Consider the following 26,118-nt stretch of genomic DNA (forward strand, 5'->3'; position numbering starts at 1 on the left):
GTGTTGGTCCGACCACGAGCACGTCGTGGTCGGACCGGCGGTCCATCCGGTTGTGCACTGCCGGTGAGAAAAAACAGTGCAACTGGAGTGCAACGGCCTCTGAATTTTCAAGGGTTTTCGTTGCAGTTAGACTCCGTCGCCGAAAATCAGTGCAATCCGCCGGCGGAAAAACAGTGCAGTCGACTGTCAGAAACAGTGCAGATGGGGTCTCATCGCTGCTGGTCCCGTGAGCCTCTTCGAGAAAGAGTCTCATCGAGCCTGATTCCATTCTCCCTCCCTGCCCTGCTGAACGCGACTCCAAGGATAAGCTCGGCCTGAGCAAGGCGGTGTAAAAACTGCCCTCGCAACCCGAACCCCTTGCCGAACAGGCGACTGCTGGACGAAAATGCGGGATCAGGCGCCGGTTTCAGCCCACGCGCGGCGCGGTCGGGCTCAGTCGAGCGCCATCTGAACGGCGCTTTCGGCCTCGGCCTCGGCCTCCGCCGCCGCCCGTTCGGCCTGGTTCAGCAGCTCGATGGCCTCGCGGATATAGTTGGCGTGGACCACCACGCCGATACCCAGTCGCTCGCTGTTCATCTCCACCTGCTGGGTCAGAACGCCTGCGATAAAGGGGTGCTCCGGCTGGGGCACGCCGGGCCGCATGCGCGCCGCGCCGGTCAGGAACACCGGCCCGCCGGAGTTGCCGGGAAAGACGGTGAAGTCCACCAGAAAGGTCGGGAACGCCACGACCGGCGACAGTGGATAGGAGGCGATCCGCCCCACCCTCAGGATCGGAAATCCCGCCCGGTTGGCGGACAGGCCGCGCGGGAAGCCCAGCGACATCATCTCGTCGCCCGGAGCGACGTCAAAACGTTCGAAGGTGTAGCCGTCGGCCAGCCAGCCAATCGGGATGGCGGCGCGGGCGAAGGAGTCCGGCGCCTCAATTCTCATGACCGCCACGTCGTGATCGGGATGGCTGACCCACATGGGCTCGCCCTCTTCGTCGCGGATCGTCAACGGCGCGGGGGTGAAACGCCAACTGCCGTCGCTGAGCGGCACGCGCCAGCCAATCCGGACATCCTGACGGGGCATGCGGTTCAGGACGTGCCCGGCGGTGACCAGAACGACCCTGGGCCCGCCGTCCGCGCGCGGCGCATCGATCAGGAAGCCGGTCCCCACGGTTCGCGTGCCGTCGCCCTGGGGCTGGTCCAGCTGGACCGTCGCATTGATCAGCGACACGGTCAGATCCCAGGTCACGGCTTCGGCGAACATGAACTCTCCTCAATGGTGCGCATCAGCATTTGACGGCTCGCCGAAGTCAGGCACAAGGTCTGGGCGCCAATAGGGCTGTCCAGTCACGGAATCTCCGATGAACCGTCGTCAAATGATCGTGTCCGTCGCCGCGTCGGCGACCCTCGCCGCCTCGGGCGGCCCTGTTCTGGCTCGCCAGCAAACCGGAGTTTCGATGCCCCAGCCGCCCGTCGCCCGTCGCGATCCCCACAGCATCACCCAACTGGGCCGCACGCGCACCGATAACTACTTCTGGATGAAGGACGACAACTGGCAGGCGGTGATGCGCGACCCGTCGGTGCTGCGGGCCGACATCCGCGAGCACCTGGACGCCGAGAATGCGTACTCGCGCGCCATGCTCGCCTCCACCCAGGACCTGCAGAACACCCTGTTCGAGGAGATGAAGGGCCGCATCAAGGAGGACGACAGTTCGGTCCCCACCCCGGATGGCGACTGGGAGTACTACACCCGGTATCAGATCGGGGCCCAACATCCGCTGCACGCCCGCCGGCCGCGCGGGCGCGAGGACGGCGAGCAAATCCTGATCGACGTGGACGCCCTGGCCCAGCCCCACGACTATTATGACGTGGGCGGCGCCGGGCACAGCGCGGACCATTCCCTGTACGCCTGGGCCGAGGATGCGCAGGGCTCCGAATACTACGTCATCAGGGTCAAGGACCTGGCCACCGGAGAGGTCCTGCCCGGGTCGGTGGAAAACTCCACGGGCGGATTCACATTCTCGCCCGACGGACAGTGGCTGTTCTGGACCTTCCGCGACGAGAACGGGCGGCCGACGAAGATCTACCGTCGGCCGGCGCGCGGCGGAGAGGACGTGCTGGTCTATGAGGAAGCCGACCCCGGCATGTTCATCGGCGTGTGGGCCACCCGGTCCGGCGCCTATATCGGCATCGCCAGCCAGAATCAGGAAACCAGCGAATACCGCCTGATCCCCGCCTCCGACCCCACGGCCGAGCCGCGCGTGGTCGAGCCCCGCCGCGTGGGCGTGCGCTATGATCTGGAGCACTGGGGCGACCGCTTCGTGGTGCTGACCAATGCGGACGGCGCCATCGACTTCAAGCTGATGTGGGCGCCGGAGGACGACCCCTCCGCCGCCAACTGGACCGAGTGGAAGCCGCACCGACCGGGCACCTTCGTCATGGAGACCTCGGCGTTCGAGAACCATCTGGTGCGCCGTGAGCGGGTCAACGCCAACACTCGTCTGGTCATCACCCGCAAGGACGACCTGAGCGAGCACGAGATCGTCCAGCCGGAAGAAGCCTATGTGCTGGGCATGCTGGGCAGCTACGAGTTCGACACCAACACCCTGCGCTACGTCTACACCTCGCCCACCACCCCGACCCAGACCTTCGACTACGACATGGCCACGCGCGAGAAGGTCCTGCGCAAGACCCAGGAAATCCCCTCGGGCCACAACCCCGAGGACTATGTGGCCCGGCGCCTGTTCGCCACGGCGCCGGACGGCGAGCAGGTGCCCGTCACCATCCTGGCCCGTCGCGACACGCCCATCGACGGGACCGCGCCGCTGATGGTCTATGGCTACGGTTCCTACGGCTACTCCATGGATCCGAACTTCTCGATCCGCAATCTGTCGCTGGTGGATCGCGGCTGGGTCTGGGCCACCGCCCACATCCGGGGCGGCACGGAAAAGGGCTGGGGCTGGTTCCTGGACGGCCGGACGGACAAGAAGATCAACACCTTCACCGATTTCAACGCAGTGACCGATCACCTGCTGGCCAACGGCTATGGCGATCCGGCCAAGGTGGTGGCCTACGGCGGTTCGGCCGGGGGCCTTCTGATGGGCGCCATCATCAATCTGCGCCCCGAGCTCTACACCGGCATCATCGCCGCGGTGCCGTTCGTGGACGTGCTGAACACCATGAGCGACACCACCCTGCCCCTGACCCCGCCGGAATGGCCCGAGTGGGGCAATCCGCTGGAGGACGAGGCGGCCTACGACTACATCGCCAGCTACAGCCCCTATGACAATGTGACCGCGGCCCCGTACCCGGCCGTGCTGGCCACCGGCGGCCTGTCGGATCCGCGCGTGACCTACTGGGAGCCCGCCAAATGGGCGGCCAAGCTGCGCGAGTTCACCACCTCGGGCGACCCGATCCTGCTGAAGATCAACATGGAGGCCGGGCACGGCGGGGCCTCCGGCCGGTTCGATTTCCTCAAGGAGATCGCCTTCGACTACGCCTTCGCCCTGTGGTCGGTGGAGCGCGGGTGGGAACAGGTCTGATCATCCGGGACGCGGCGGCGGGAGACCTGCCCGCCGTCACGGCCCTGTACGGCCACAGCGTCCGCACCGGGACCGGCAGCTTCGAATATGCGCCGCCGGACCACGCCGAGATCACCGGCCGGTTCGGGCGCATCGGTGATCTGGGCCTGCCGTGGCTGACCGCCGAGATGGACGGGGCCTTCGCCGGCTATGCCTACGCCGGGCCGTTCCGCATGCGCGCGGGCTACGGCTGGCTGGTGGAGGATTCGGTCTATGTGGAGCCGGGCATGCAGGGGCGCGGCGTCGGCGCCGCTCTGCTGACCGCCCTGATCGCGCGATGCGAGGCCATGGGCCTGCGCCAGATGGTGGCCGTCATCGGCGACGCGGACAACACCGGCTCCATCCGCCTGCACGAGCGCTGCGGCTTCGTCCACGCCGGCGCCTTTCGTTCGGCGGGCTGGAAGCTGGACGGCTGGCGCGACGTGATCTTCATGCAGCGCGCCCTGGGCCCCGGTGACGGTGAGCCGCCCGCAGGCGACGGCCTGCCCTTCGTCGGCGCCTGATTTGCCGCGAGGCGCGGCGCGGCCTATACCGCGCCCATGCGGATGCTGCGCGCGATGGTTCTGATGCTGGGTGTCCTGGCCGTTCTGGTTCTGGGCGGCCTCGGCGCGCCCGCCATGGCCCGTGACAGCGCGCCGCCGCCCTGTCACGAGGCGGCCATGGACCCGGCGGGTGATCATGATCCGGCCATGGGTTCGCCGGTGATGGCGTGCTGCATCGCCTGCGTGAGCACGCCGATGCCGACGCCGCTGGGCGAGGCCGTCTTCGTCCATGACGCCCTGCCCTCGCCGTCCGCCGCCCTCGAGCGGACGGGACGTGACCTGTCGCCGGAACCGGGCCCGCCGCGCGCCTGAGTTCGCGAGAGAAATAACCGACATTTCCGCGTCCTGAGACGCATATCTGCTATTTTACCGGAGGCTTTCATGCCCGCCCGCTCCCTCGCCGCGCTTTGCGCCGGCGCATCCCTTCTCGTCCTGATCCCGGCTGCACAGGCCCAGAACGCCCACGACCATCACGATCACCATCAGCCCGCCGCGGACCCTCACGAGGGGCACGACATGACCCCGGAACAGGGTCACGGGCCCGCTCACAGCCCCGATCACGCCCCCGGCCACGCCCCCGGCCACGCCATGACCAGCGCCTACGGCCCATGGTCCATGAACCGTGACGCCTCGGGCACATCCTGGCAGCCGGACATGGGCCGTCACGGCGGGGTCCACCATCAGGCCGGCGACTGGATGATCATGACCCACGCCACGCTCAATCTGGTCCACAGCGACCAGTCCGGTCCGCGCGGCGACAACGACACCTTCCTCGCCGGCATGCTGATGACCACCGGCCGCCGCGACTTCGCCGACGGCTCGAAGCTGACCCTGCGCGGCATGATCAGCCCTGATCCCTGGATGGGGGCGGAAGGCTATCCCCTGCTGCTGGCGGCGGGCGAGACGGCGGACGGGGTCACGCCGCTGGTGGACCGCCAGCATCCGCACGACCTGTTCATGGAGCTGTCGGCCTCGTACAGCCGCGCGCTGTCGGACGACTCCAGCGTCTTCGCCTATGTGGGTCTGCCGGGCGAACCGGCGTTCGGCCCGCCCGCCTTCATGCACCGCATGAGCGCCATGGACAGTCCCGAGGCGCCCATCACCCACCACTGGCTGGACTCCACCCACATCGTTTTCGGCGTGGTCACGCTGGGCTATGTCCAGAATGACTGGAAGGTGGAGGTCTCCGGCTTCCGGGGCCGCGAGCCGGACCAGGATCGCTTCGACATTGAGGAACCGGATCTGGACAGCGTCGCCGTGCGCCTGTCGTGGAATCCGTCGCCGGAATGGTCGCTGCAGGCGTCGTGGGCCGACGTGTCCGCGCCGGAACAGCTGCACCCCGACGACGACGAGACCAAATGGTCCGCCAGCGCCATCCACGCCCGGCGCATCGGCGCGAACGGCTGGTGGTCCTCCACCGCCGCCTGGGGCCGCCGCGAGGGTGATCATGACGCCAAGGACGCCTGGCTGCTGGAGACCGCCTTCAGCCCGGACGACCGGTGGACCGTGTTCGCGCGCGCCGAGCGCATCGACAGCGACGAACTGGTCCCCGGCCACGGCGGCCATCACGGCGAGACCTTCACCGTGGCCAAGGCGTCGGTGGGCGTCCTGCGCGACTGGAGGATCGCCCCGCGCGCCCGTCTGGGCCTGGGCGCCCTGTATGCGGTCAACGACGTGCCCGGCGATCTGGCCCCGCTCTATGGCGATGACAGGCCGACGGGCGGCATGGTCTTCATGCGCCTGAAGATCGACTGACGGCTGCGGCGGCGCTCAGGTCCCCCAGGATCGGGCGCCGCCTTCGCCATCGATGGCGGCGAACATGGCGTTGACCAGGCGTCGCTCATCCTCCGTCAGTTCGGGGCGCCAGATGTCGAACAGCAGGATGACGCGGGTCTGGTCGCTGTTGTTCCAGGCTTCGTGCTCGATCGTGTCGTCAAAGGCCCAGGCCTCGCCCTCGACCCACGCGCGGGTTTCGTTGCCGACGCGCAGTCCGCAGCCGGGAGGCACGATCAGGGGCAGGTGACAGATCAGCCGCGTGTTCACCATGCCTGTGTGCGGCGGAATCCGCGCTCCCGGCTTCAGCATCGAGAACAGAATCGAGGGCGTTCGTCCGGGCATCCGGCTCAAGGGGGCATCCTGCAGCGCGTCCAGGGTGCGAGGACAGCGTGCGGCGTTCGCGTCAACCGGCGCTCCGTCTTTCCAGAGATAGAACGAGCTCCAGTCCGCATTACCCAGCATGCCGTGATAGTCGCCGCCGGGACGGTCCTTCTCCCCCTCCACATAGGGGGCGAAGCTCGCGGGATCGGCCATTACGGCCAGAAGCTCTTCCCGGATGGCGTCGGTTGCGGCCTCCAGCCGGTCCATCCACGGGAATTGATCGCGCTCATAGAACTGGATCTGCGGCAGCTCGGCGAAGAGGAAGGTGCGCGGCTCCTGCACGTATACCTGCCGATGGCCGGTGAGAATGTCGATGGAGCGAGCGAAACGGCCCGACGCGCCCTCCAGGCCGCTACGCGCCAGCGCGCCGCGCAGGCGTTCTTCGAAGGCGACCGCGTATTTCTGTTGCTGTGCATGGGCGCGCCGTGCCTCGCGCATCAGGTCTGGCGGCAGGTCCGGGGGCGCCACGGCCAGGGCTTCGCCGTAGAACGCCGAGGCCGCGCGGTCATCGCCCGCCTCGGCGTAGTGGTCCCCCTTCATGATCAGAGCCCGCATATTGCGCGGGTCGACATCCAGCAACCGGTCCAGGGCGGCAAGTTTGGCCGGCTGATCCCCCACGGCCAGGCAGGCCAGGGCCAGACCGTAAAGCCCATTCATGTCGTCGGGAGCCGCCTCCGCCGCGCGCTCCAGCACGGCTCTGGCGCGGGAATGATCACCCCTCCGCAGAGCCGAATACCCTTCCTGGAGAAGGGCGATATGAGACGCGGGCGGTACGAACTGTGTGATGATGTCTCCCCCTTGCAGGGATGTGACGGCGTTATTCCTGAGACGTCAAGACGGCGCCGGAACCCGGGCGAAGGGATGAACCCCGCCTGACCAGGTTCGTTCAGGTCGGGCTCAGGGCGGGGTCTCTAGTGTGGGGTCATCAGGCAATCCCGCCGACGAGGACATCCGATGACCAACAAGGCCCTTACCGCCGCCATCGCCGCCGTCATGGCGGCCACCACCCTGGGCGCGGCCTCCGCCGCGGAAGCCCAGTCCCGCCCCGACCGCGGCGACCGTTATGAACAGCGCCAGGATCGCGGCGATCGCTACGACCGTCGCAACGACCGCCGCCCGGACGCCCGCCAGAACCAGCGCAACGCCCAGCAACAGCGCGCCCTTCAGGAGCGCCAGCGCCAGATCGCGCAGCAACAGCGCCAGATCCAGCAGCAGCAACAACGACTGCAGCAGCAGCAGCGCGCCCAGGCGGCCCGCATGATGGCCCAGCGTCGCTACAACGCCGGCGCCTATCAGCGGCCCTACGGCTATCAGCAGCGCCAGTGGAACGCGGGCTACACCCTGCCCCCGTCCTATCGTCACAGCCGCTATGTGGTCGATCACCGGCAATACGGCCTGCGGGCCCCGCCCCGCGGCTATCAGTACACTCGCGTCGACAATGACGTGGTCCTGACCGCCGTCGCCACCGGCCTGATCACCGCCGTCATCGTGGGTCTGTTCAACTAGGCCCCTTAAGAACGGAAGAGCCCCGTCGCAGCGATGCGGCGGGGCTTTTTCGCGTCCGCTGAACCCCGAGCGCCGCCGCACGTTCAACCGGCCTTGAAGAAGGGCTGAACAATGGTTGCGAGACCCACATGGCAAGGCCGCCTGAAGCTGTCGCTGGTCAGTTGCCCGGTGTCGCTGTTCACGGCGACCACGTCGGCGAATGACGTGCGCTTTCACCTGATCAATCCGGAGACCAACAACCGCATTCGCATGGTGCCGACCGATCCGGACACCGGTCCGGTGGAGCGGTCCGATCTGGTGCGGGGCTATGAGGTCAAGAAGGACGAATACGTCCTGTTCGACGACGCCGACTTCGACAAGGTCAAGCTGGAGAGCACCAAGGCTATCAGCATCGACCGCTTCGTGGACGAGGCCGACATCGACCGACTGTACTGGGACACGCCCCATTACATGGTGCCCGACAAGGACGGCGCCGAGGCGTTCTCGGTCATCCGCGAGGCCATGAAGAAGGCGGGCAAGGTGGCGCTCGGCTGTCTGGTGCTGCGCGGCAAGGAGCGTCAGGTGGCGCTGGAGGTGCGCGACAAGGGCATCATCGCCTACACCCTGCGGTCCCGGGACGAGGTGCGCGACGCGGGCGACTTCTTCGACAACATCCCGACGGTGAAAGCCGACAAGGACATGATCGAGATCGCCCACAAGATCATCGGCCAGAAGGAAGCGGACTTCGATCCGGCCGAGTTCAAGGACGGCTACGACGACGCCCTGCGCGAGATGATCAACGCCAAGACCAAGGGCAAGAAACTGGTGGCCTCGCCCGAGCCGGACGAGACCAATGTCATCGACCTGATGGAGGCGCTGAAGAACAGCCTCAAGGGCTCCGCGACCGCCAGGAAGGCGCCGGCGAAGAAGGCGCCCGTCAAGGCCGCGCCCCGCAAGAAGGCGAGCTGAGGCCTTAAGCCAGCGCCTGATCCAGGTCGGCGATCAGGTCGTCTATGTCCTCGACGCCCACCGACAGACGGATCAGGTTGTCGGTCACCCCGCCGGCCTCGCGCACCTCTTTCGGCACGCTGGCGTGGGTCATGATGGCGGGGTGGTTCACCAGGCTTTCGACGCCGCCCAGGGATTCCGCCAGGGTGAACACTTCCACCCGCTCCAGCACCTGTTTGGTGCGCGCCAGATCGCCGTCGATCAGGACCGTGACCATGCCCCCGAACGCGCTATTCATCTGACGCTTCGCCAGATCGTGCTGGGGGTGGCTTTCGAGCCCCGGATAGATCACCCGCTCGATGCCGGCATGGGTCTCGAGCCAACGGGCCACGGCCAGGGCGTTCTCGTTGTGGGCCTTCATGCGCAGGCCGAGGGTCTTGAGGCCCCGGTTGGCGAGGAAGGCGTCGAACGGGCCCATCACCCCGCCGACCGAGTTCTGCAGAAACTTGATGCGCGTCGCGAGATCCGCATCCTTCGCCACCAGAACGCCGCCGATGATGTCGGAATGGCCGTTCAGATATTTGGTGGCCGAGTGCATGACCACGTCGGCGCCGAGGCCCAGCGGCTGCTGGCTCCACGGCGTGGCGAAGGTGTTGTCCACCACCAGCAGCAGATCGTGCGCCCTGGCGATCTTCGACAAGGCCGCGATGTCGGCCAGCTTCATCAGCGGATTGGTGGGCGTCTCGACCCACAACATCTTCGTCTTGTCCGTGATCGCCGCCTCGACCGCGCTCAGGTCGGACAGGTCCACATAGGCGAAGTCCAGCCCCATGGACCGGCGACGCACCCGCTCGAACAGCCGCCAAGAGCCGCCGTAGAGGTCGTCTCCCGTGACGATGTGCGACCCCGCGTCCAGCAGCTCCAGCGCCGTGGAGGTGGCCGCCATGCCGCTGGCGAAGGCGAAGCCGTGGGTGCCGCCCTCAAGATCGGCGATGCAGGCCTCGAAGGCCTCGCGCGTGGGATTCTTGCCCCGGGCGTACTCATAGCCCTTGTTCACCCCCGGGCTTTCCTGGGCGTAGGTGGACGTCGCGTAGATCGGCGTCATCACCGCGCCCGTGGTCGGGTCGGGGTGTTGGCCCGCATGGATTGCGCGGGTGGAGAAACCCTGGCTGTTCTTGCGATTGTTCACTGGATATCTCTCATCAAAGATCGAAGCCCGGATGACGATCTGTGCGCGGCTCGCGTTCGATCCAGCCGCTATCGATCAATCGGTCCTGCAATCGCTGGTCTTCTAGAGTGAACTCTATCTGAGTGCCGACAGGTGCGCCGAGGCCAGGTAGAAGATTCCGTAAGAGGGCGCGCACTGCATCAAGGTCTTCGGCCTCGATATCAATCCCCGTCAGCTCAATCCTGCGAACGCCGTTCTCGTCTGGCGCCGACTGCAAGCTGCCGCCCCCGCTTATGTAGCCCAGATTTCTGATTTTGAGCTGCTCTTCGATCGGATCTTCGAAGAGATAATGGCGCTCCGTAGGCTGGGCATCGCCGGGCATGCGTACATAGACAAAACTGGTCGCGGGTTCTGTCATATGCTGCTGGCCGTTATCGTCCGTAGCCCCGAACAGTTTTTTGAACCACGACATCTTAGCGGTTCAGGCTCAGGTGATTGATCAGGTCGGTGCGGGTGATCAGGCCGACGAATTTCTCGCCGTCCAGCACGATGGCCACGCGATCCCGGTCGAAGATGGGGATCAGGGCGTCCAGCGGCTCGGCCACCTGCAAGGTGTCCAGATCGCGGATCATCACCTCGCCCACGGTCTTCTTGAAGCGGGCTTCGCGGGTGATCTCGTCGGTGTTCAGCACGTGGATGATGTCGCTCTCGTCCAGGATGCCCACGAGCCGGCCGTCCACGATCACGGGCAGCTGGGACACGTCCGCGCCGCGCATGCGCTTGAAGGCGGTGTCCAGGGTGTCGTCGGCGCCGATGGCCACCACGGCGCCCTCTTCGTACTTGCGGGTGATGACGTCCGACAGGTCGCCATGCAATTCCCGCTCGGTCAGGCCCTGATCGGCGAGCCATGCGTCATTGTAGACCTTGGACAGGTATTTGGCGCCGGTGTCGCAGACGAAGCTGACCACCCGCTTGGGCTCGGTCTGCTCGCGGCAATAGCGCAGGGCCGCGGCCAGCAGGGTGCCGGAGGATGAGCCCGCGAGGATGCCTTCTTTCAGCAGCAGTTCGCGCGCCGCCGCGATCGCCTCGGCATCCGGGATCGAATAGGCCTTGGCGATCTCGCTCATGTCGGTGGTGTCCGGCACGAAATTCTGGCCGATGCCCTCGACCGCGAAGCTGCCCTCGGGGCTTGGCACCCCGTCGTTGACGAGGCCCGCCAGCACGGAGCCGACGGGGTCGGCCAGGATCATCTCGGTTTTCGGCGACACCGAATGCAGGAACTGGCCCACGCCGGTGATGGTGCCGCCCGAGCCGATGCCGGTGACGACCGCGTCCACGTCGTGGCCCATCTGCTCCCAGATCTCCGGGCCGGTGCTGAGGCGGTGCGCCTCGGAGTTGGCCTTGTTGGCGAACTGGTTGACGTAGAAACCGCCGGGCAGCTGCTGGGCCAGACGCTCGGCCATGTCGGTGTAGTACTCAGGGTGGCCGTGCGGCACATCCGAACGCGTCAGGCGAACATCCGCGCCCATGGCCCTGAGATGCTGGATCTTTTCGCGCGACATCTTGTCGGGAATGACCAGCAGGATCTTGTAGCCCTTCTGGGTGCCGACCAAGGTCAGAGCCAGACCCGTATTGCCCGCTGTGGCCTCGACGATGGTGCCGCCGGGCTTGAGGAAGCCCTCCTTCTCCGCCGCCTCGATCATGGCCAGGGCGATGCGGTCCTTGATGGAGCCGCCGGGGTTCTGGCTTTCCAGCTTGAGGAACAGACGGCACTTGCCGGTGTCGATGCGGGTGACCTCCATCATCGGCGTCTTGCCGATGAGACCGAGCACCGAGCCGGCGGGACGGGTGAGGACGGGCGTTTCCGGTAGCGACATGCGCTGATGAACTCCTGAACGGGATTTTGGCCCGGAAGCTGATGGGGCGGCGCCCCGGCGTCAAGCGGGGCGGGTCTGGCGAGCCGGAAAGAAAATGGCTATATTATTGGCCATAATCGGAGCCCGTCATGACCACCTATAGCGTTGCGGAAGCCAAGAACACCCTGCCGCGCCTGCTGGACAAGGCGATGGCGGGCGAGCGCGTTGTCATCACCCGCCATGGCAAGCCCATCGCCGAGATTCGGCCGGTGGACGCGGCGCGCCCGCTTCCGACCCCGGACGAGAAACGCGCCGCCTTTGCGCGGCTGAAGGCCATGCGCAACGCCTTGCCGCCGGCCGCCATGAGCTCCGTCGAGCTTCTGAACGCCGTCTATGAAGAGAAGCCCTGGTGAGACTTTACCTCGACGCCAGCGTTCTGGCGGCGGCTTTGCTGCAGGAACCGGGCAGCGACGCGGTAACCGAGGCGCTGGAGTCGTCAGGGGCGGACCTTCTGGTCAGCGATTTCGCGGCGGCGGAGGTCGCCTCGGCCCTGTCGAGACAGGTCCGGATGGGCGTGGATACGGAGGTTCAGGCCGCGCGTCGACTGGAGCAATTCGACGAGTGGCGCGCTATCACGACCACGGCGGTCACGCTCACGGCGGTCGATATGGAGCAAGCTGACCGGATCGTGCGCCGGTTCGACCTGCAGCTCCGCACACCGGACGCCGTGCACGTTGCCATGTCCGGGCGGCTCGACGCCCGACTCGTTACGCTCCACCTCAGACTGGCCCGGGCGGCGGCGGCCCTGGGTCTGCCGACCGCGCCGCCCTTTGACTGATTTTTCCCGGGACTTCCGAACACATGGCCAAATCCCCTCGCCGGCCCGCCGGCCTTCCCGACAAGGACACCCTGCTGGAGTTCCTGCGCGAAGCGGGCGAGGCCGAAAAAGCCGACATCGCCCGCGCCTTCGGGCTGAAAGGCGTGGAGCGCCGGGCCCTGCGGGAGATGCTGAAGGAACTGGAGGCCGAGGGGCAGCTGGGCAAGCGCGGGCGCAAGGGCTTCGCTGAGGCCGGCGTCATGCCCCCGGTGGGCGTAGCCGATGTGGTGGAGCGCGACGCCGACGGCGATCTGTTCGTGCGCCTGACCAAGGGCGGCGAGGACGCGCCCCTGGCCCTGCTGCTGCCCGGCGACAGCGAGCGGGGTGCCGCGCCCGGGCTGGGCGACCGGATGCTGGCCAAGTTCGAGAAGGAGGGCGATCAGTGGACCGCCCGCATGATCAAGAAGCTGGGACAGAGCGCCCACCGGCTTCTGGGCGTGGTGCGCAAGGGCGGCCGAGAAACCCGCATCGAGCCGGTGGACCGCAAGGCCAAGGACTTTCTGGTGCTGTCGAAGCTGGAGGCCGAGCCCCTGCGCGACGGCGATCTGGTGCTGGCGGCGCTGGAGAAGTCCGAACGCCGCCACGGACCCAAACAGGGCAAGGTGCTGGAGATCGTGGGCCGCGAGGATGATCCCCGCGCCGCCTCCCTGCTGGCCATCCACGCCCACGGGGTTCCCACGGGCTTCCCCGACGCCGTGGACGACGAAGCCCAGGCGGCCGAGGCGCCGACGCTGAAGGGTCGGGAGGACCTGCGTCATATCCCCTTCATCACCATCGACCCCATGGACGCACGCGACCACGACGACGCGGTGTTCGCCGAGAAGGACGAGGATCCCGCCAACGAAGGCGGCTGGATCGTCTGGGTCGCCATCGCCGACGTGGCCGCCTATGTGCGCCCCGGCTCGGCGCTGGACCGCACGGCGCGGGACAAGGGCAACTCCACCTATTTCCCCGACCGGGTCGAGCCCATGCTGCCCGAGCACCTGTCAGCGGGGCTGTGCAGCCTGAAACAGGGCGAGAACCGCGCCTGTCTGGCCGTGCGCATGGTGTTCTCCAAGGACGGCCGGAAGCTGTCGCACCGTTTCGTGCGCGGGCTGATGCGGTCCCACGCCAAACTGGCCTATGAGCAGGCTCAGGACGCCATCGACGGCAAGGCCGAGGGCGAGACCGCCGACCTGACCGGCCCGCTGATGGAGCCGATCCTCTATCCCCTGTGGAACGCCTACGCCGCCATGCTGAAGGGCCGCGAGCGCCGCAGCCCGCTGGCCATCGAAAGCAGCGAACGCCGCATCCTGTTCGACAAGGATGGCGAGGTTGTCGGCATCCAGGCGCGGGTGTCGATCCCGGCCCACCGCCTGATCGAAGAGATGATGGTCCAGGCCAACGTCTGCGCCGCCGAAACGCTGGAGCAGAAGAAGACGCCCCTGATCTACCGGGTCCACGACACGCCCAGTCAGGAGAAGATCTTCAACCTGGCCGATTTCCTGCAGACCATCGGCAAGCCCTGGACCAAGGGCGAGGCGCCGACCACCAAGCGGTTCAACCGCCTGCTGGACGAGACCCGCGACAGCGGCCACGCCGAGATCGTCAATGAGGTGGTGCTGCGCAGCCAGATGCAGGCCATCTACTCGCCCGAGAACATCGGGCACTTCGGGCTGAACCTGGACCGCTACGCCCACTTCACCTCGCCGATCCGGCGCTATGCGGACCTGATCGTGCACCGGGCCCTGATCCGGGCGCTGAAGCTGGGCGACGACGGGCTGACGGACTCCGAGGCCACCGAACTGCAGGCCATCGCCGAGCACATCACCGCCACCGAGCGCCGCTCCATGGCCGCCGAGCGCGAGGCGACCGACCGCTATGTGGCCGCCTTCCTCGAGGAGCACGTTGGCGCCACCTTCGCAGGCCGCATCAGCGGCGTGACCCGGTTCGGCCTGTTCGTGCGGCTGCAGGAAACCGGCGCCGACGGCATCGTGCCCATCTCGCAGCTGGGCGACGAATATTTCGTCCATGACGACCGCGCCCACGCCCTGGTGGGCGACCGATCCGGCAAGCGCTGGCGACTGGGCCGCGAGGTGGAGGTGAAGCTGGTGGAGGCCACCCCCATCACCGGCGGTCTGGTGTTCGAGATGGTCAGCGAGCCCGAGCCCCGCGATCCCAATGCCCAGGCCCCGCGTCTGGGCGTGCGCGGGCGAGGCGGCGGCGGTGACGACCGACCGAAGCGGGGCTCCAAACGCCCCGGCGGGCCCAAGCCGCCGTCGGGTGGGCTAAAGGGCGTCAGGAAAGGCAAGCGGCGTTGATTCCCAATTTCCGCTCATCCCCGCGAACGCGGGGACCCAGTGCTTTGGGTGTTGCAGCGGATCAGGGCGCCCCTTGCTCGATCGTCCTGAAACACCGGCGCCAAGCTGGACAGAACTGGATCCCCGCCTTCGCGGGGATGAGCGGGATGGAAAAGTGAGCCACCCTTTCGACGCCGCCCAGGATCTGAAGGACGCGCCGTACACCGGTACGCGCATGCGGCCAAAGGATGCGGCGACCCTGATCGTGACGCGAACGGCGGGCGGCCGCACCGAGGTGCTGATGGGTCGCCGGGCCGCGGGGCACGTGTTCATGGCGTCCAAATGGGTGTTTCCGGGCGGGCGGATCGATCCGTCGGACTTCCGCATCGAGGCCGCGGGCGATCTGCCCAAGGCCTCACAGGCGCTGCTGGCCCGGGAGTTGCCCGCGCGCCGGGCCCGCGCCCTGGCCCTGACAGCCATCCGCGAAACCTTCGAGGAGACGGGCCTGCGTCTGGCCCGCGCAGCGCCGCCCGCGTCGCTAGCCGGACCGTGGCGCGGCTTTCGCGCCGTCGGCGCCCTGCCCGACCTGTCGGCCCTGACCTATATCGCAAGGGCCATCACCCCGCCGGGCCGCACCCGCCGCTTCGACGCCCGCTTCTTCATGGCCACGGCTGACGCCCTGCTGGACGTGCCCGCTGGCCGACCGACCGAGGAACTGGACGCGGTGGCCTGGATCCCCATGGAGGAGGCGCGCGCCCTGGACCTGCCCGCCATCACCCGCTTTGTCCTCAACGAAGCCGCCGAGCGCCTGACGGCGCCGGATCGCCCCCTGCCCTATGTGCGGCAACTGCACGGGCGGCATCGGGTGGAGTATCTGGATTAGACGAATTGCGCCGGCCTTGAACTGGGCACGGTCATACCGAACAATGAGTAGATGTTGCTTCCGCTCTTGATGATGATTGCTTTGCAGCCGAGTCCGGTCGACGACCTGACGTCAGAGGGCGAGCGTCTCGGCAGATACTCGACCCTGTTCGCCGTCTGCGCGCGCTATTACACTGTGGATCTCACCGTGGGACAAAGCTTGGCGGACGATTTCGAGCGGCGCTCCGCCGACGCAGGCTGGACCGCCGATCAGAGAATGAGCGCCTATGACCGGGGCCGTGAGATCGAGCGCGCCGAGATCGGAATTGTCATGGACGCTGAGAGTGTGACGCCTCGACAGGCCCGTCGTCACTTGCGCCAGATGCTGCCCCGACTGCAAAGCCGCTGTCAGGATCTGGCGAGGGAAGTTCCCGGTGCTATTTCCGACGTGGATGCTGGCGATCAACGATTGGATACCGCGGTTCGTGACATCCGCTGACCGGGTCGGGCTAAACGGAGTCAATCATGCTGCTCACCGCCCTCATGGCCGGCGTCATCTTTCAGGACGCCCAGACCCCTCACCCCGCCACCCCTCAACAGTTCGCCGGGCGACGGTCCAGTTATGTGCAGGGAACCCTGAACGTCGCGGCGGGCGAACGCGCCACCCTCCGCCGCAATGCCGACGGGACCTATGATCTCGTGCAGGTCGACCGGATCGAGATCCAGGACGTCCTGCCTCCGCCGTCGGGATCACGCGAGCATCCCAACGGAGCGGCTCCTGGCACGGTGAGGTTCGGCCTGCACGCCCGACAGGATGTGGGTTCGCTGCTGAAGGTCGAGAACAGCCAGGACCAAGGCCTGAGGTACATCGGCTTCATCGTGCGCTATGTGGGCGGCCAGGCGCGCGGTCCTGACGAGACATCCGTCTGCACGGTGCCGCCGGGCATGGCGAATTTCGAGCGCTGGCCCGAGCCCGTTATCCAGGTCGTTATCGGCGGTCTGCAACGGTCGGACGATACCGTCCCGACCTGTCCGTCTCATGTCGAGGACTGATGGGCCCCCTCACCCGATCAACGCCCGCGCCGCCGCCCTTGCGGCATCCGTGATCTCCGCCCCCGCCAGCATCCGCGCGATCTCCTCCTGCCGCGCCTGATCGGTCAGGGTGTCCACCGAGGTGCGCGTCTCGCCCTCGATCTCGGCCTTGCGGACCTTCCAGTGGGCGTGGCCCTTGGCGGCGACCTGGGGGCTGTGGGTCACGACCAGGACCTGGGCGCCGTCGGCCAGGCGCTTGAGGCGCAGGCCCACGGCCTCGGCCACGGCGCCGCCGACGCCCTGATCCACCTCGTCGAAGATCATCACCGGCTGGACCCCGCCGCCGCGCTCGGCAAGGGCCGCCTTCATGGCCAGGGCGAAGCGCGCCAGCTCGCCCCCCGACGCGATGGCGTCCAGCGGGCCGAAGGCGGTTCCGGCGTTGGTGGCCACCTCGAAGCGCACAGCCTCGGCGCCGTCACGCCCGCGCCGGTCCTCCGGCAGCGGCTCCAGCGTCACCCGGAACTGCGCGCGCTCCAGCTTGAGGGGCGCCAACTCGGCCTGAACCGCCGCGGCCAGCCGGTCGCCCGCCGCGCGCCGGGCCGCCGTCAGCACCGCCGCCGCCTCCTCATAGGCCGCCTTGGCCGCCGCCGACTCCGCCTCGGCCGCCTTCAGGGCCTCGGCGCCGTCCTCGATCAGGCGCAGTTGCTCGCGGAACCGGATCCGCTGCGCGGGCAGGGCGTCTACGGCGACGTTCAGCTTGCGGGCTGCGGCGCGCAGGGCGAACAGGCGCTCCTCGGCCTTGTCCAGCTTGCCGGGCTCGAACTCGAAGGCGTCCGCCGCTGCGTCCACCGCCGCCACGGCCTCCGTGGCCTCAACCAGCGCCCGGTCGATGGCCTCCCCCGCCGCCGCCAGCCGGGTGATCACCGGGTGATCCTCGCCGGCGCCCGACTGCACGGCCCGGGTGCGGGCGTGCTCCACGGCCCGGAAGGCCTGGGCCAGCTTCTGTGACAGGGTGTCTCCGCCCAGCGAGTCCCGCGCCGAAGCCAGGTCGGCCAGCGCCTTTTCCGCCGCGCCCAGAATGGCCCGCTCGCCGGCCAGATCGGCTTCCTCGCCCTCGCGCGGGTCCAGCCGGTCCAGTTCGGCCAGGGATTCGCTCAACTCCTCAAAGCGGGCGCGGGCGGTCTCGGCCTCGGCCCGCAGCGCCGCCAGCGCCGCCTCGGCCGCCTTGAACCGCTCATGGGCCGACGCGACCGCGCCGCGCTCAACCGCCAGGCCGCCATAGGCGTCCAGCATTCCCCGGTGGGTCCTGGGGTCCAGCAGGCCGACGGTCTCATGCTGGCCATGCACCTCCACAAGCAGGGCGCCGATCTCGCGCAGGGCGGTGACCCCCGCCGGCTGATCGTTGATCCAGGCCCGACTACGGCCATCGGCCGTCAGGGCGCGGCGCAGGATCAAATCCTCGCCGGGCGCCGCTTCGAAGCCGCGCTCGCTGAGCATGTCGAGAAAGGAGGGATCATCCGGCGCGCTGAACACCGCCGTGGCCACGGCTTGTTTTGCGCCGCTGCGCACCAGCCCGGCGTCGCCGCGTCCGCCCAGCGCCAACCCCAGCGCGTCCAGAATGATGGATTTGCCCGCCCCGGTCTCGCCGGTCAGCACGGTCAGGCCGTCCCGGATCTCCAGATCCAGGGCCTCGACCAGCACCACGTCGCGAATCGACAGGCTTGAGAGCATGACACTCCGTCCGGCCCCCTCAGGCGGCCATCAGTGGAACGGGACGCGAACGTCCCCTCCCCCGACTAGCAGATTCGCGGGGTCGCGACCGTGATCAACCCGGAATGAGACGACGCAGCCAGCCTTCACGCTCGCCCTCGGGCTCCACGGTGGGGCGGCGGCCGTCGTTGGTCAGCAGCACATAGGCGTCCTGATACCAGCGGCTGCCGGGATAGTTGTGGCCCAGCACCGCGCCGTTGCGGGTGGCTTCCTCGTCCAGGCCCAGGGTCAGATACAGCTCGACCAGCCGGTACAGGGCCTCGGGCGTGTGCGAAGTGCGCTGGAAGTCCTGATTGTCGATGACCGTGCGGTAGCGGTTGATGGCGGCGAGGGGCTGCTGCTGGCGTTGATACCAGCGGCCGATGGCCATTTCCTTGCCCGCCAGCTGGTCGTTGACCATGTCGATCTTGATCAGGGCGTCCGCCGCATAGGGCGTGTCGGGATAGCGACGGGTCACGTCCCGCAGGGCCAGAAGCGCCTGACCGGTGGCGGCCTGGTCCCGGCCCACGTCCACAATCTGCTCGAAATAGCACACGGCCTTCATGTAGAAGGCGTAGGAGGCTGACGGGCTGCCGGGATAGAGCTGGATGAAGCGGTCCGCGCCCGCGATGGCGTCCTGATACCGGCCCTGGCGGTAATAGGCGTACATCTGCATCAGGATCGCGCGGCGCGACCATTCCGAATAGGGGTGCTGACGCTCCACCTCCTGGAAATAGGCCACGGCGTCCAGCCAGCGCCCACGCTCCAGACGCTGGTATCCGGTATTGTAGAGCAGTTCGACCGGGCGCTCCTCATACACCAGTTGCGGGCGCTCGTTGCGCCCGGCGCAGGCGGTCAGGGCCGTTGTCGCAGCCAATACCACAGCCAAGGCGCCGATACGGGTCGACAAACCGGAACGCGATTTCCTGAGAAGCAAAGTCCGACCTCACGTGGCTGCGTCCGCCCCCGGCGGCCGCTTGAAAGACAGTCCGGCGCTTCTACACCAGCGATTTGTTCACGCCAATGCGGCGCGGCGTGGGTTGCTACACGCGCGCCGACTGGTAGAAGGCGCCACGAGTAATCGTGCCGATGACGGCGAAAGGATGACAGCCCATGAAGCTGCTGGCGGGAAACTCCAACCGCACGCTCGCCCAGGCCATCGCCGACCATCTGGATGGGCCCCTCACCCGGGCCCAGGTCAAGCGTTTCGCCGATAACGAGGTTTTCGCCGTCATTGACGAGAATGTTCGTGGCGAGGACGTCTTCATCATCCAGTCGACCAGCTATCCGGCCAACGACAACCTGATGGAGCTGCTGATCATCACCGACGCGCTGGTGCGGGCGTCGGCGCGGCGGATCACGGCGGTGATGCCCTATTTCGGCTACGCCCGTCAGGATCGGAAGACCGGCGGACGCACGCCGATTTCGGCCAAGCTGGTGGCCAATCTGATCACTCGGGCCGGGGCGAATCGCGTCCTGACAATGGACCTTCACGCCGGCCAGATTCAGGGCTTTTTCGACATCCCGACCGATAACCTGCTGGCTACGCCGGTTCTGGCCCAGGATATCCGCACGAATTACGACAAGACGTCAGACCTGATGATCGTCTCGCCGGACGTGGGCGGGGTGGTGAGGGCGCGCTCCCTGGCCAAGCGGCTGGATGCGGATCTGGCCATCGTCGACAAGCGCCGGCCGAAGGCGGGCGAAAGCGAAGTGATGAACATCATCGGCGACGTCGAAGGCCGCCGGTGCATTCTTTTCGACGACATCGTCGATTCGGGCGGCACGCTGGTGAACGCGGCCGAAGCGTTGCTGGAAAAGGGTGCGGTCGAGGTTTCGGCCTATATCAGTCACGGCGTCCTATCCGGCCCCGCGGTCACGCGCGTGGAGGCTTCGTCCCTGAAGGAGCTGGTGATCACCAACTCCATTGAGCAGCCGCTCGAGGTGAACAACTGCAGCCGGATTCGTCAGGTCAGCGTGGCGCCCCTGATCGGCGAGGCCATCCGCCGCATCGCCAACGAAGAGTCCGTTTCAAAGCTGTTCGATTAACGATCGAAAAACCAAATCAGGGGCGGTATAAGGTCTTTGGTATCGGACGCCGGATTTTGGGGGGCGTTTCGCGTCCATTCGTAGGGATCGCTTGATGCAACAGGCTCTTGTTCGTCGTGGGCTCGGCATGGCCGCCGTTTTGTCCGCCCTTGTTCTGGCCGCTTGCGAGACGCCCGAGCCGCCCCCTCCGCCGCCCCCTCCTCCGCCGCCGCCGCCCGCCCTTGCTCTGAACAGCGGAATTTCCGAGGCCGCCGCGATCTATGTGGCCTTCATGCGCGAGGCGCGCACCATCGATCCCGCCATCACCGACGCCGCCACGATCGAATTGATCATGACCCGCGGCGCGGCCTATGAATCCAACCAGTTGTCCCGGGGCATGGTGGCTTATGGCGCCATCCTCGCCCTGCAATCGACGGCCTATGTGGAAGGCGTGCGCGCCTTCGCCGCAGACCCGGATCAACGTCGCCAGGTAATCGAAAGCCTCGTGGCCAACCCGGCCTACGCCGCCCAACTGCCGGGCGCCGCTGACGCGGCCGGGCTGATCGTTTCGACGCTCCGCGCTGATTCGGAAGCGCTGGCCGCCATCGCCCATGTGGTGGCCGAGGACGCCTACACCATCCAGGAACGCAACGACCCCCGCCGTCGCTGGGCCCAGCAGGCCGTGACGGACAGGGATTCGCGTCTGGAGACGATTCGTCGCCTGTCCGAAGCCCAGATGCTGCCGAACGCCGAGGAAGCCGCGCGCCTGTTCGCCGCCGCCCATGACGGAAATGGTCTGGCGGTCAGCGCGGAGGACATGCAACCGCCCTACACCCCGGCGGTTGCGAACGCCCTGGCCATCGCCGCCCTGGCGGCTCTCGGCGCCGGCGGTGAGGATTGGCGTCCCAACACCGAGGCCCTGACGCTGGAGCGCAACAGCCAGTTCTGCCTCAGCATGTCCAAGCTGAACCTGTACCAGTGCATCGCCGCCGCGCGGCCCCACTACGAGCACATGTTCTGCGCCGGACGTCATGTCATGGGCGACCTGGCCGTATGCACCGCCGAGGCGGTCACGCCCGAGGCGCTGGTCCTGCCCACCGCCCTGGCCCAATCCACACCCGTGGCGGCGGACGCCGCTGCGACCTCCACCGAGGCGATCGAGAACGGAGCGACCTCTCCGAACTGATCGCCGGGCGACGGGCCCGTCGCCTTTCCGCGCGGCCATGGTTGCGCTTCGGAAACGAAGCGTGTAATGACCCGCGCTCTTGAATTCGAGGGTTTCGACCCCCGCCGCGCGGGCCGTTTTGCGCGGCGGTTTTGTTATTGAGGCGAGCCTGATGGCTGAGATCATTCTGAACGTGGACGTCCGCAAGGACGTGGGAACCGGCAGCGCCCGCTCTGCGCGCCGCGAAGGCTTCGTGCCCGGCGTCCTGTACGGCGGCGGCGAAAAGCCGGTCGCCATCTCGGTGAACGAGAAGGACTTCCGCAAGTCGCTGTACACCGGCAAGCTGCTGGGCCACTTGGTGACCCTTAAGTACGGCAAGGAAACCCAGCCGGTCATCGCCAAGGATATCCAGTTCGACCCGGTGTCGGACCGTCCGATGCACTTCGACCTGATGCGCGTTGACGCCAAGGGCGATGTGAAGATCTCGATCCCGGTTCACTTCAAGAACCAGGACGCATGCGCGGCGTTCCGTCAGGGCGGCTCGCTGGAGATCGTCCGCCACGAAGTGGAAATCGTCGTCCGCGCCGATCAGATTCCCGAGGAACTGGTCGTCGATCTGGCCGGCCGCCAGCTGGGCGACGCCATCCGCATGTCGGACATCGCCCTTCCCGAAGGCGCCCATGCCACCATCACCGATCGCGACTTCATGATCGCCTCGATCAAGGTGTCCTCCGCCGCCCAGTCGGAAGCCGCCGACGAGGCCGCTGACGCCGCCGCCGAGGAAGAGGCCGCCGCGCCGGAGGCGGAAGCCGAGGCCGAAACGGAAGAGACGTCGGAAGGCTGATCCCGCCTTCGGGATTGGAAGCTTGAGACGGCCCCTTCCGGAACCGGAGGGGGCCGTTTCCTTATCTGGGCTGGATTGACGCCATGCTGATTCTCGCCGGCCTGGGCAATCCAGGCGACAAATATCGCAACAATCGCCACAACATCGGCTTCATGGCCGCGGACGCCATCGCACGCCGCTGGCGGTTCGGACCCGAGCGGGCCAAATTCCAGTCGGTCGTGTCAGAGGGCGTGATCGAGACGCCCCAGGGCGAGGTGCGCGCCCTGCTGATGAAGCCCCAGACCTACATGAACGAAAGCGGCCGCGCCGTGGGCGAGGCGGCGCGCTTCTACAAGGTTCCGCCGGCCGACGTGGTCATATTCCATGACGAGATCGATCTGGCTCCCGGCCGCTTCCGCATGAAGACCGGCGGCGGCGCGGCGGGCCAGAACGGGGTGCGATCGCTGATCAGCCACCTGGGCCCCGACTTCCGCCGCGCGCGACTGGGCATCGGGCATCCGGGCGAGAAGCATCTGGTCATGCCCCACGTGCTGGGGGACTTCCACAAGGCCGAACTGCCGTGGGTCGAGGCCCTGCTGAACGCGGTGGCCGACGCCCTGCCCTTCGCCGCCATGGGCGACGACGAGCGCTATCAGGGCGAGGTCCTGCGCCTGGCCCCCGCGCCCAAGTTCAGCCCCCGGCAGGCGGCCCGCGAGGATTAGCGCTTGTTGAGCGCCACCATGAAAACCTCGGACGAGTCCTTGCGGCTCGCCTCCGGCTTGACGAATTTCACCGTCTCGAACTCGGCCCGCAGCCGGTTCTTCAGATCCCCCAGGTCGGCGCCCTGGAACGCCTTGGTCACGAACGATCCGCCCGGCTTCAGATAGATGATGGCGAAATCGGCCGCCGCCTCGATCAGCAGGACGATCTTCATGTGGTCGGTCTTGCGGTGCCCCACGGTGTTGTGCGCCATGTCCGACAGCACCAGGTCCGGCGGCCCGCCCAGAAGCTCGATCAGCCGCTCGCCCACGCCCGGATCGGTGAAATCCGCTTCGATCAGATCCGCGCCGGTGATGGGCTCGATGGGCAGCAGGTCCACACCTGCTACCGCCGTCGCTCCCCGCTTCAGCGCCACCTGAACCCAGCCGCCGGGCGCCGCGCCCAGGTCGATCACCCGCGACCCATCCCTGATCACATGCAGGCGATCGTCGATCTCGGTCAGCTTGAAGGCCGCACGGCTACGCCAGCCTTCGGCGCGCGCCTTTTCAGAGAACTTGTCCGCCAGCTGGCGCTTGATCCACTCCTGACTGGACAGGGACTTCTTGTCCGCCGTGCGGATCTTCTGGCCCATGCCGCGTCCGGCGGGGGTCCCGCCGGTGGGCAGGCGCACCATGCGGCGGCGTTCGGGCGGTTTTTCATCCTGGCTCATGAACGCTCCATAGCCCTCACGCGCTTGAACGGCTATGACCCCCGCGACTTTAGACACGGAGAGCCCCAATGGCCGACACCCTGACCTTCACCCTCGACACCGGCGCCAGCACGGGCGACGTGGTGATCAAGCTGCGTTCCGACCTGGCCCCCGGCCATGTTGAGCGCATCACCGAGCTGGCCTCCGAGGGCTTCTATGACGGCGTGGTGTTCCACCGCGTCATCCCCGGCTTCATGGCCCAGGGCGGCGATCCCACGGGCACCGGCACCTCCGGCTCTTCCAAGCCCAACCTGAAGGCCGAGTTCAGCAAGGAGCCGCACGTGCGCGGCGTCTGCTCCATGGCGCGCACGGCGAACCCGGACAGCGCCAACAGCCAGTTCTTCATCTGCTTCGACGATGCCACCTTCCTGGACGGCCAGTACACCGTCTGGGGCCAGGTCATCGAGGGCATGGACCATGTGGACGCCCTGCCCAAGGGCGAACCGCCCCGCACCCCGGGCAAGATCGTCAAGGCGACCGTCAGCTAGTCGCCCATCCACCAGCGGAATTGCTGGCCTTCGAACACGCGCTCGCCGACGGTGAGGGTCCCGGTCAACACGGGGCCCTCGCTGGAGCCGAGGTCGCGCCGGGCCAACCCCAGGGCGTCGCCGTCCAATTCGGCATCCAGAGTCACGATCCCCACCTCCGGCGACCGGCCCCGAAAGCGAACGCGCGTGTCCGTGACGTCATAGGCTTCCGGCAACACGCGGGCGGTTTGCGAATAGTATTCCTGCCCCAGTTCGTTCACGCCGGTCGGACTTGTCACATTGTCGAACTCGATCATGATCGGACCATAGAGTTCGCCCTGCTGGCCGCCCTCCCAGGCGTCCATGTCATCCTGCGAGAGGACGCTGATGCTGCGCAGTCGCCAGGTCCCGACCTCAGCCGGCGTCGCGGGCATGTAGTAGCCAGAGACATCCTGACTGAGATCGTGGCGGAACCCGGACAGACGGCCGGCCTGATCCGTCGCCCCGGTCTGCGTCGGCCCAGCATCCACCGGCGGTTGGGCCGCCTGCCGCTCACAGGCCGCAACGGCCAGCGCCGCAGCGCCCACAATGATCCATTTCCGCATGGCGTCCCCCTGACTCAACGCCTGATGATCGTGGCGCCGAACGTTCCTGCCGTCTACCGCGCCAGGCCCTGATCCAGGGCCCGGAAGCCCTGGACGATCAGTTCGGTCGCCGCGATGAAGCGCGATGGCTCGATCCGCTCATAATCGTCGGTCGGCTCGTGATAGTCGGGATGGAAGTCCACGCCGAAATAGACGAACGGGACACCCTCCCGGTGAAACACGGCGTGGTCCGAGCTGTTGACCCAGTTGTCTGCGCCGGTGTCGGCGGGCGTGTCCTTGCCCAGCACAAGCCGGACACTGCCGACAGGCTGGATCGGCTCCAGCAGCGGTCTCAGTTGAGGGTTTTGCCAGGTCCCCGTGGCCCACAGATAGCCGTCGTCCACGCGGGCGGTCATATCCAGGTTGACGTTCAACGCGATGGACTCCAGCGGCACCGGCGGCCGCTGCACAAACTGGTCTGCGCCCAGCAGGCCCCGCTCCTCCCCGTCCAGCGCCACGATCAGCACCGAGTGGCGTGGCGGTGACGCCTTGAGCCGCGCGGCCAGCTCCAGCATGGAGGCCACCCCCGAGGCGTTGTCGTCGGCGCCGTTGTAGAGCCGCCCCTCATAGGTCCCCATATGATCATAGTGAGCCGTCACCACGATGTAGCGGTCCGGCCGCTCCGTACCCCGGATCAGGCCGATGACGTTGACACCGTCATAGTGAACCGCACCGATACGGCTGCGGTTGGGGGCGCTCCATTCCTGCAACCGGCCCGTCAGGGGCGCCTCGACCCCGAGCGCATCCAGCCGCGAGACGATGTATTCCCGCGCCCGCTGGCCGCCGGGCGAGCCCGTGTCGCGGCCCTCCATGTCGTCGTGGGACAGGATGCGCAGGTCCTCCAGCAACTGTCGGGACGCCGCGGGGACGGCGGGCGCCTCGACGGTCGGCGCGGGTACAACCGGCGCCGGGCCCGTTTCACAGGCGGCCAGCATCAGGGCGGCGACGGCGGCCGGAATGACGGTGAAGCGCATCGATAACTCCGTGAGGTTTTCAACCGC

The 26,118-nt window shown here is 67.3% G+C and carries 27 protein-coding genes; 17 read left to right on the forward strand and 10 right to left on the reverse strand.

What is annotated here, in order from left to right; all coding sequences use genetic code 11:
• Nucleotides 1–432 precede the first annotated feature (432 nt).
• Nucleotides 433–1,251: a trypsin-like serine peptidase gene (locus ACK4FB_RS12870; RefSeq protein WP_409752932.1), complete on the reverse strand. Its 819-nt coding sequence runs from the start codon at nt 1,249–1,251 to the stop codon at nt 433–435.
• A 97-nt stretch (nt 1,252–1,348) separates the two neighbouring features.
• Between ACK4FB_RS12870 and ACK4FB_RS12875 the strand changes: the two genes are divergently transcribed.
• From ACK4FB_RS12875 to ACK4FB_RS12890, 4 genes are all read left to right on the forward strand, one after another.
• A complete protein-coding gene (locus ACK4FB_RS12875) occupies nt 1,349–3,529 on the forward strand; it encodes a S9 family peptidase (RefSeq protein WP_409752935.1) in 2,181 nt (726 codons plus the stop codon).
• Nucleotides 3,514–4,071: an N-acetyltransferase family protein gene (locus tag ACK4FB_RS12880; protein WP_409752938.1), complete on the forward strand. Its 558-nt coding sequence runs from the start codon at nt 3,514–3,516 to the stop codon at nt 4,069–4,071. Before ACK4FB_RS12875 ends, ACK4FB_RS12880 begins: the two co-directional genes overlap by 16 nt.
• Before the next feature lie 42 nt (nt 4,072–4,113).
• The gene (locus ACK4FB_RS12885) at nt 4,114–4,422 is read left to right on the forward strand and encodes a hypothetical protein (protein ID WP_409752941.1); all 309 of its coding nucleotides are present in this window, start codon (nt 4,114–4,116) and stop codon (nt 4,420–4,422) included.
• A gap of 69 nt (nt 4,423–4,491) precedes the next feature.
• The gene (locus ACK4FB_RS12890) at nt 4,492–5,865 is read left to right on the forward strand and encodes a hypothetical protein (RefSeq protein WP_409752944.1); all 1,374 of its coding nucleotides are present in this window, start codon (nt 4,492–4,494) and stop codon (nt 5,863–5,865) included.
• Nucleotides 5,866–5,880: 15 nt separating this feature from the next.
• Here the strand turns inward: ACK4FB_RS12890 and ACK4FB_RS12895 are convergent, their stop codons facing one another.
• Nucleotides 5,881–7,071 carry an aspartyl/asparaginyl beta-hydroxylase domain-containing protein gene (locus ACK4FB_RS12895; protein WP_409753126.1) on the reverse strand — a complete coding sequence of 397 codons (1,191 nt, stop codon included), beginning with the start codon at nt 7,069–7,071 and terminating at the stop codon, nt 5,881–5,883.
• Between the two features lie 150 nt (nt 7,072–7,221).
• Between ACK4FB_RS12895 and ACK4FB_RS12900 the strand changes: the two genes are divergently transcribed.
• Together ACK4FB_RS12900 and ACK4FB_RS12905 are read left to right on the forward strand one after the other, a co-directional pair.
• Nucleotides 7,222–7,773, forward strand: coding sequence for an RcnB family protein (locus tag ACK4FB_RS12900; protein ID WP_409752947.1), 552 nt, complete (start codon nt 7,222–7,224; stop codon nt 7,771–7,773).
• A 111-nt stretch (nt 7,774–7,884) separates the two neighbouring features.
• Entirely contained in the window at nt 7,885–8,721 is an 837-nt protein-coding gene (locus ACK4FB_RS12905; RefSeq protein ID WP_409752950.1) for a Ku protein, read from the forward strand.
• 4 nt (nt 8,722–8,725) lie between these two features.
• Here ACK4FB_RS12905 and ACK4FB_RS12910 read toward each other — a convergent pair whose 3' ends face one another.
• From ACK4FB_RS12910 to ACK4FB_RS12920, 3 genes are read right to left on the reverse strand one after another with little or no spacing between them, the layout of a single operon-like run.
• Nucleotides 8,726–9,889 carry a cystathionine gamma-synthase gene (locus tag ACK4FB_RS12910; protein WP_409752953.1) on the reverse strand — a complete coding sequence of 388 codons (1,164 nt, stop codon included), beginning with the start codon at nt 9,887–9,889 and terminating at the stop codon, nt 8,726–8,728.
• 13 nt (nt 9,890–9,902) lie between these two features.
• Complete coding sequence (locus ACK4FB_RS12915) at nt 9,903–10,340, reverse strand: hypothetical protein (protein ID WP_409752956.1); 438 nt, start codon at nt 10,338–10,340, stop codon at nt 9,903–9,905.
• 1 nt (nt 10,341) lies between these two features.
• Nucleotides 10,342–11,745: a pyridoxal-phosphate dependent enzyme gene (locus tag ACK4FB_RS12920; RefSeq protein ID WP_409752959.1), complete on the reverse strand. Its 1,404-nt coding sequence runs from the start codon at nt 11,743–11,745 to the stop codon at nt 10,342–10,344.
• A 128-nt stretch (nt 11,746–11,873) separates the two neighbouring features.
• Here ACK4FB_RS12920 and ACK4FB_RS12925 point away from each other — a divergent pair, with 128 nt between their 5' ends.
• The 6 genes from ACK4FB_RS12925 (at nt 11,874) to ACK4FB_RS12950 (ending at nt 16,794) form a co-directional block, all read left to right on the forward strand.
• Nucleotides 11,874–12,137 carry a type II toxin-antitoxin system Phd/YefM family antitoxin gene (locus tag ACK4FB_RS12925; RefSeq protein WP_409752962.1) on the forward strand — a complete coding sequence of 88 codons (264 nt, stop codon included), beginning with the start codon at nt 11,874–11,876 and terminating at the stop codon, nt 12,135–12,137.
• Nucleotides 12,134–12,562, forward strand: a complete 429-nt coding sequence (locus ACK4FB_RS12930; RefSeq protein ID WP_409752965.1) for a type II toxin-antitoxin system VapC family toxin — start codon at nt 12,134–12,136, stop codon at nt 12,560–12,562. Before ACK4FB_RS12925 ends, ACK4FB_RS12930 begins: the two co-directional genes overlap by 4 nt.
• Nucleotides 12,563–12,585: 23 nt before the next feature.
• Nucleotides 12,586–14,901, forward strand: coding sequence for a ribonuclease R (rnr, locus tag ACK4FB_RS12935; protein ID WP_409752968.1), 2,316 nt, complete (start codon nt 12,586–12,588; stop codon nt 14,899–14,901).
• 154 nt (nt 14,902–15,055) lie between these two features.
• Nucleotides 15,056–15,763, forward strand: a complete 708-nt coding sequence (locus ACK4FB_RS12940; protein WP_409752971.1) for an NUDIX hydrolase — start codon at nt 15,056–15,058, stop codon at nt 15,761–15,763.
• Between the two features lie 51 nt (nt 15,764–15,814).
• Entirely contained in the window at nt 15,815–16,240 is a 426-nt protein-coding gene (locus tag ACK4FB_RS12945) for a hypothetical protein (protein WP_409752974.1), read from the forward strand.
• A gap of 26 nt (nt 16,241–16,266) precedes the next feature.
• Nucleotides 16,267–16,794, forward strand: a complete 528-nt coding sequence (locus ACK4FB_RS12950; RefSeq protein WP_409752977.1) for a hypothetical protein — start codon at nt 16,267–16,269, stop codon at nt 16,792–16,794.
• 9 nt (nt 16,795–16,803) lie between these two features.
• On the opposite strand, the gene recN is transcribed toward ACK4FB_RS12950, so the two are convergent.
• Both recN and ACK4FB_RS12960 read right to left on the reverse strand, forming a co-directional pair.
• Nucleotides 16,804–18,504 carry a DNA repair protein RecN gene (recN, locus tag ACK4FB_RS12955; protein ID WP_409752980.1) on the reverse strand — a complete coding sequence of 567 codons (1,701 nt, stop codon included), beginning with the start codon at nt 18,502–18,504 and terminating at the stop codon, nt 16,804–16,806.
• Between the two features lie 94 nt (nt 18,505–18,598).
• Nucleotides 18,599–19,432 (reverse strand): outer membrane protein assembly factor BamD, encoded by an 834-nt coding sequence (locus ACK4FB_RS12960; protein ID WP_409752983.1) that lies wholly within the window; start codon nt 19,430–19,432, stop codon nt 18,599–18,601.
• Between the two features lie 203 nt (nt 19,433–19,635).
• Here ACK4FB_RS12960 and ACK4FB_RS12965 point away from each other — a divergent pair, with 203 nt between their 5' ends.
• The 4 genes from ACK4FB_RS12965 to pth all read left to right on the forward strand — a co-directional run bounded on the left by ACK4FB_RS12965 (nt 19,636) and on the right by pth (nt 23,260).
• Nucleotides 19,636–20,571, forward strand: coding sequence for a ribose-phosphate pyrophosphokinase (locus tag ACK4FB_RS12965; protein ID WP_409752986.1), 936 nt, complete (start codon nt 19,636–19,638; stop codon nt 20,569–20,571).
• 94 nt (nt 20,572–20,665) lie between these two features.
• Nucleotides 20,666–21,736 (forward strand): hypothetical protein, encoded by a 1,071-nt coding sequence (locus tag ACK4FB_RS12970; protein WP_409752989.1) that lies wholly within the window; start codon nt 20,666–20,668, stop codon nt 21,734–21,736.
• Between the two features lie 151 nt (nt 21,737–21,887).
• On the forward strand, nt 21,888–22,559 hold the full coding sequence (locus ACK4FB_RS12975) for a 50S ribosomal protein L25/general stress protein Ctc (RefSeq protein WP_409752992.1): 672 nt from the start codon (nt 21,888–21,890) through the stop codon (nt 22,557–22,559).
• 83 nt (nt 22,560–22,642) lie between these two features.
• On the forward strand, nt 22,643–23,260 hold the full coding sequence (pth, locus tag ACK4FB_RS12980) for an aminoacyl-tRNA hydrolase (protein WP_409752995.1): 618 nt from the start codon (nt 22,643–22,645) through the stop codon (nt 23,258–23,260).
• Here the strand turns inward: pth and ACK4FB_RS12985 are convergent.
• Entirely contained in the window at nt 23,257–23,967 is a 711-nt protein-coding gene (locus ACK4FB_RS12985) for an RlmE family RNA methyltransferase (protein ID WP_409752998.1), read from the reverse strand. The genes pth and ACK4FB_RS12985 overlap by 4 nt on opposite strands.
• Nucleotides 23,968–24,035: 68 nt before the next feature.
• On the opposite strand from ACK4FB_RS12985, the gene ACK4FB_RS12990 reads away from it, so the two are divergent.
• On the forward strand, nt 24,036–24,494 hold the full coding sequence (locus ACK4FB_RS12990; protein ID WP_409753001.1) for a peptidylprolyl isomerase: 459 nt from the start codon (nt 24,036–24,038) through the stop codon (nt 24,492–24,494).
• Here the strand turns inward: ACK4FB_RS12990 and ACK4FB_RS12995 are convergent.
• Both ACK4FB_RS12995 and ACK4FB_RS13000 read right to left on the reverse strand, forming a co-directional pair.
• Nucleotides 24,491–25,078 (reverse strand): hypothetical protein, encoded by a 588-nt coding sequence (locus tag ACK4FB_RS12995; RefSeq protein WP_409753003.1) that lies wholly within the window; start codon nt 25,076–25,078, stop codon nt 24,491–24,493. The genes ACK4FB_RS12990 and ACK4FB_RS12995 overlap by 4 nt on opposite strands.
• Nucleotides 25,079–25,131: 53 nt before the next feature.
• Nucleotides 25,132–26,091, reverse strand: coding sequence for a M28 family peptidase (locus ACK4FB_RS13000; protein WP_409753006.1), 960 nt, complete (start codon nt 26,089–26,091; stop codon nt 25,132–25,134).
• Nucleotides 26,092–26,118 lie beyond the last annotated feature (27 nt).

It is taken from the genome of Brevundimonas sp. (assembly GCF_046299535.1).
Lineage (GTDB): Bacteria > Pseudomonadota > Alphaproteobacteria > Caulobacterales > Caulobacteraceae > Brevundimonas.

Coding starts and splice junctions, on each gene's coding strand:
- ACK4FB_RS12870 (WP_409752932.1), bottom strand. CDS start 1,251: ATGTTCGCCGAAGCCGTGACCTGGGATCTGACCGTGTCGCTGATCAAT.
- rnr (WP_409752968.1), top strand. CDS start 12,586: ATGGCCAAATCCCCTCGCCGGCCCGCCGGCCTTCCCGACAAGGACACC.
- ACK4FB_RS12995 (WP_409753003.1), bottom strand. CDS start 25,078: ATGCGGAAATGGATCATTGTGGGCGCTGCGGCGCTGGCCGTTGCGGCC.
- pth (WP_409752995.1), top strand. CDS start 22,643: ATGCTGATTCTCGCCGGCCTGGGCAATCCAGGCGACAAATATCGCAAC.
- ACK4FB_RS12900 (WP_409752947.1), top strand. CDS start 7,222: ATGACCAACAAGGCCCTTACCGCCGCCATCGCCGCCGTCATGGCGGCC.
- ACK4FB_RS12970 (WP_409752989.1), top strand. CDS start 20,666: ATGCAACAGGCTCTTGTTCGTCGTGGGCTCGGCATGGCCGCCGTTTTG.
- ACK4FB_RS12950 (WP_409752977.1), top strand. CDS start 16,267: ATGCTGCTCACCGCCCTCATGGCCGGCGTCATCTTTCAGGACGCCCAG.
- ACK4FB_RS13000 (WP_409753006.1), bottom strand. CDS start 26,091: ATGCGCTTCACCGTCATTCCGGCCGCCGTCGCCGCCCTGATGCTGGCC.
- ACK4FB_RS12920 (WP_409752959.1), bottom strand. CDS start 11,745: ATGTCGCTACCGGAAACGCCCGTCCTCACCCGTCCCGCCGGCTCGGTG.
- ACK4FB_RS12965 (WP_409752986.1), top strand. CDS start 19,636: ATGAAGCTGCTGGCGGGAAACTCCAACCGCACGCTCGCCCAGGCCATC.
- ACK4FB_RS12975 (WP_409752992.1), top strand. CDS start 21,888: ATGGCTGAGATCATTCTGAACGTGGACGTCCGCAAGGACGTGGGAACC.
- ACK4FB_RS12925 (WP_409752962.1), top strand. CDS start 11,874: ATGACCACCTATAGCGTTGCGGAAGCCAAGAACACCCTGCCGCGCCTG.
- ACK4FB_RS12890 (WP_409752944.1), top strand. CDS start 4,492: ATGCCCGCCCGCTCCCTCGCCGCGCTTTGCGCCGGCGCATCCCTTCTC.
- ACK4FB_RS12990 (WP_409753001.1), top strand. CDS start 24,036: ATGGCCGACACCCTGACCTTCACCCTCGACACCGGCGCCAGCACGGGC.
- ACK4FB_RS12945 (WP_409752974.1), top strand. CDS start 15,815: ATGTTGCTTCCGCTCTTGATGATGATTGCTTTGCAGCCGAGTCCGGTC.
- ACK4FB_RS12985 (WP_409752998.1), bottom strand. CDS start 23,967: ATGAGCCAGGATGAAAAACCGCCCGAACGCCGCCGCATGGTGCGCCTG.
- ACK4FB_RS12915 (WP_409752956.1), bottom strand. CDS start 10,340: ATGTCGTGGTTCAAAAAACTGTTCGGGGCTACGGACGATAACGGCCAG.
- ACK4FB_RS12885 (WP_409752941.1), top strand. CDS start 4,114: ATGCTGCGCGCGATGGTTCTGATGCTGGGTGTCCTGGCCGTTCTGGTT.
- recN (WP_409752980.1), bottom strand. CDS start 18,504: ATGCTCTCAAGCCTGTCGATTCGCGACGTGGTGCTGGTCGAGGCCCTG.
- ACK4FB_RS12905 (WP_409752950.1), top strand. CDS start 7,885: ATGGTTGCGAGACCCACATGGCAAGGCCGCCTGAAGCTGTCGCTGGTC.
- ACK4FB_RS12875 (WP_409752935.1), top strand. CDS start 1,349: ATGAACCGTCGTCAAATGATCGTGTCCGTCGCCGCGTCGGCGACCCTC.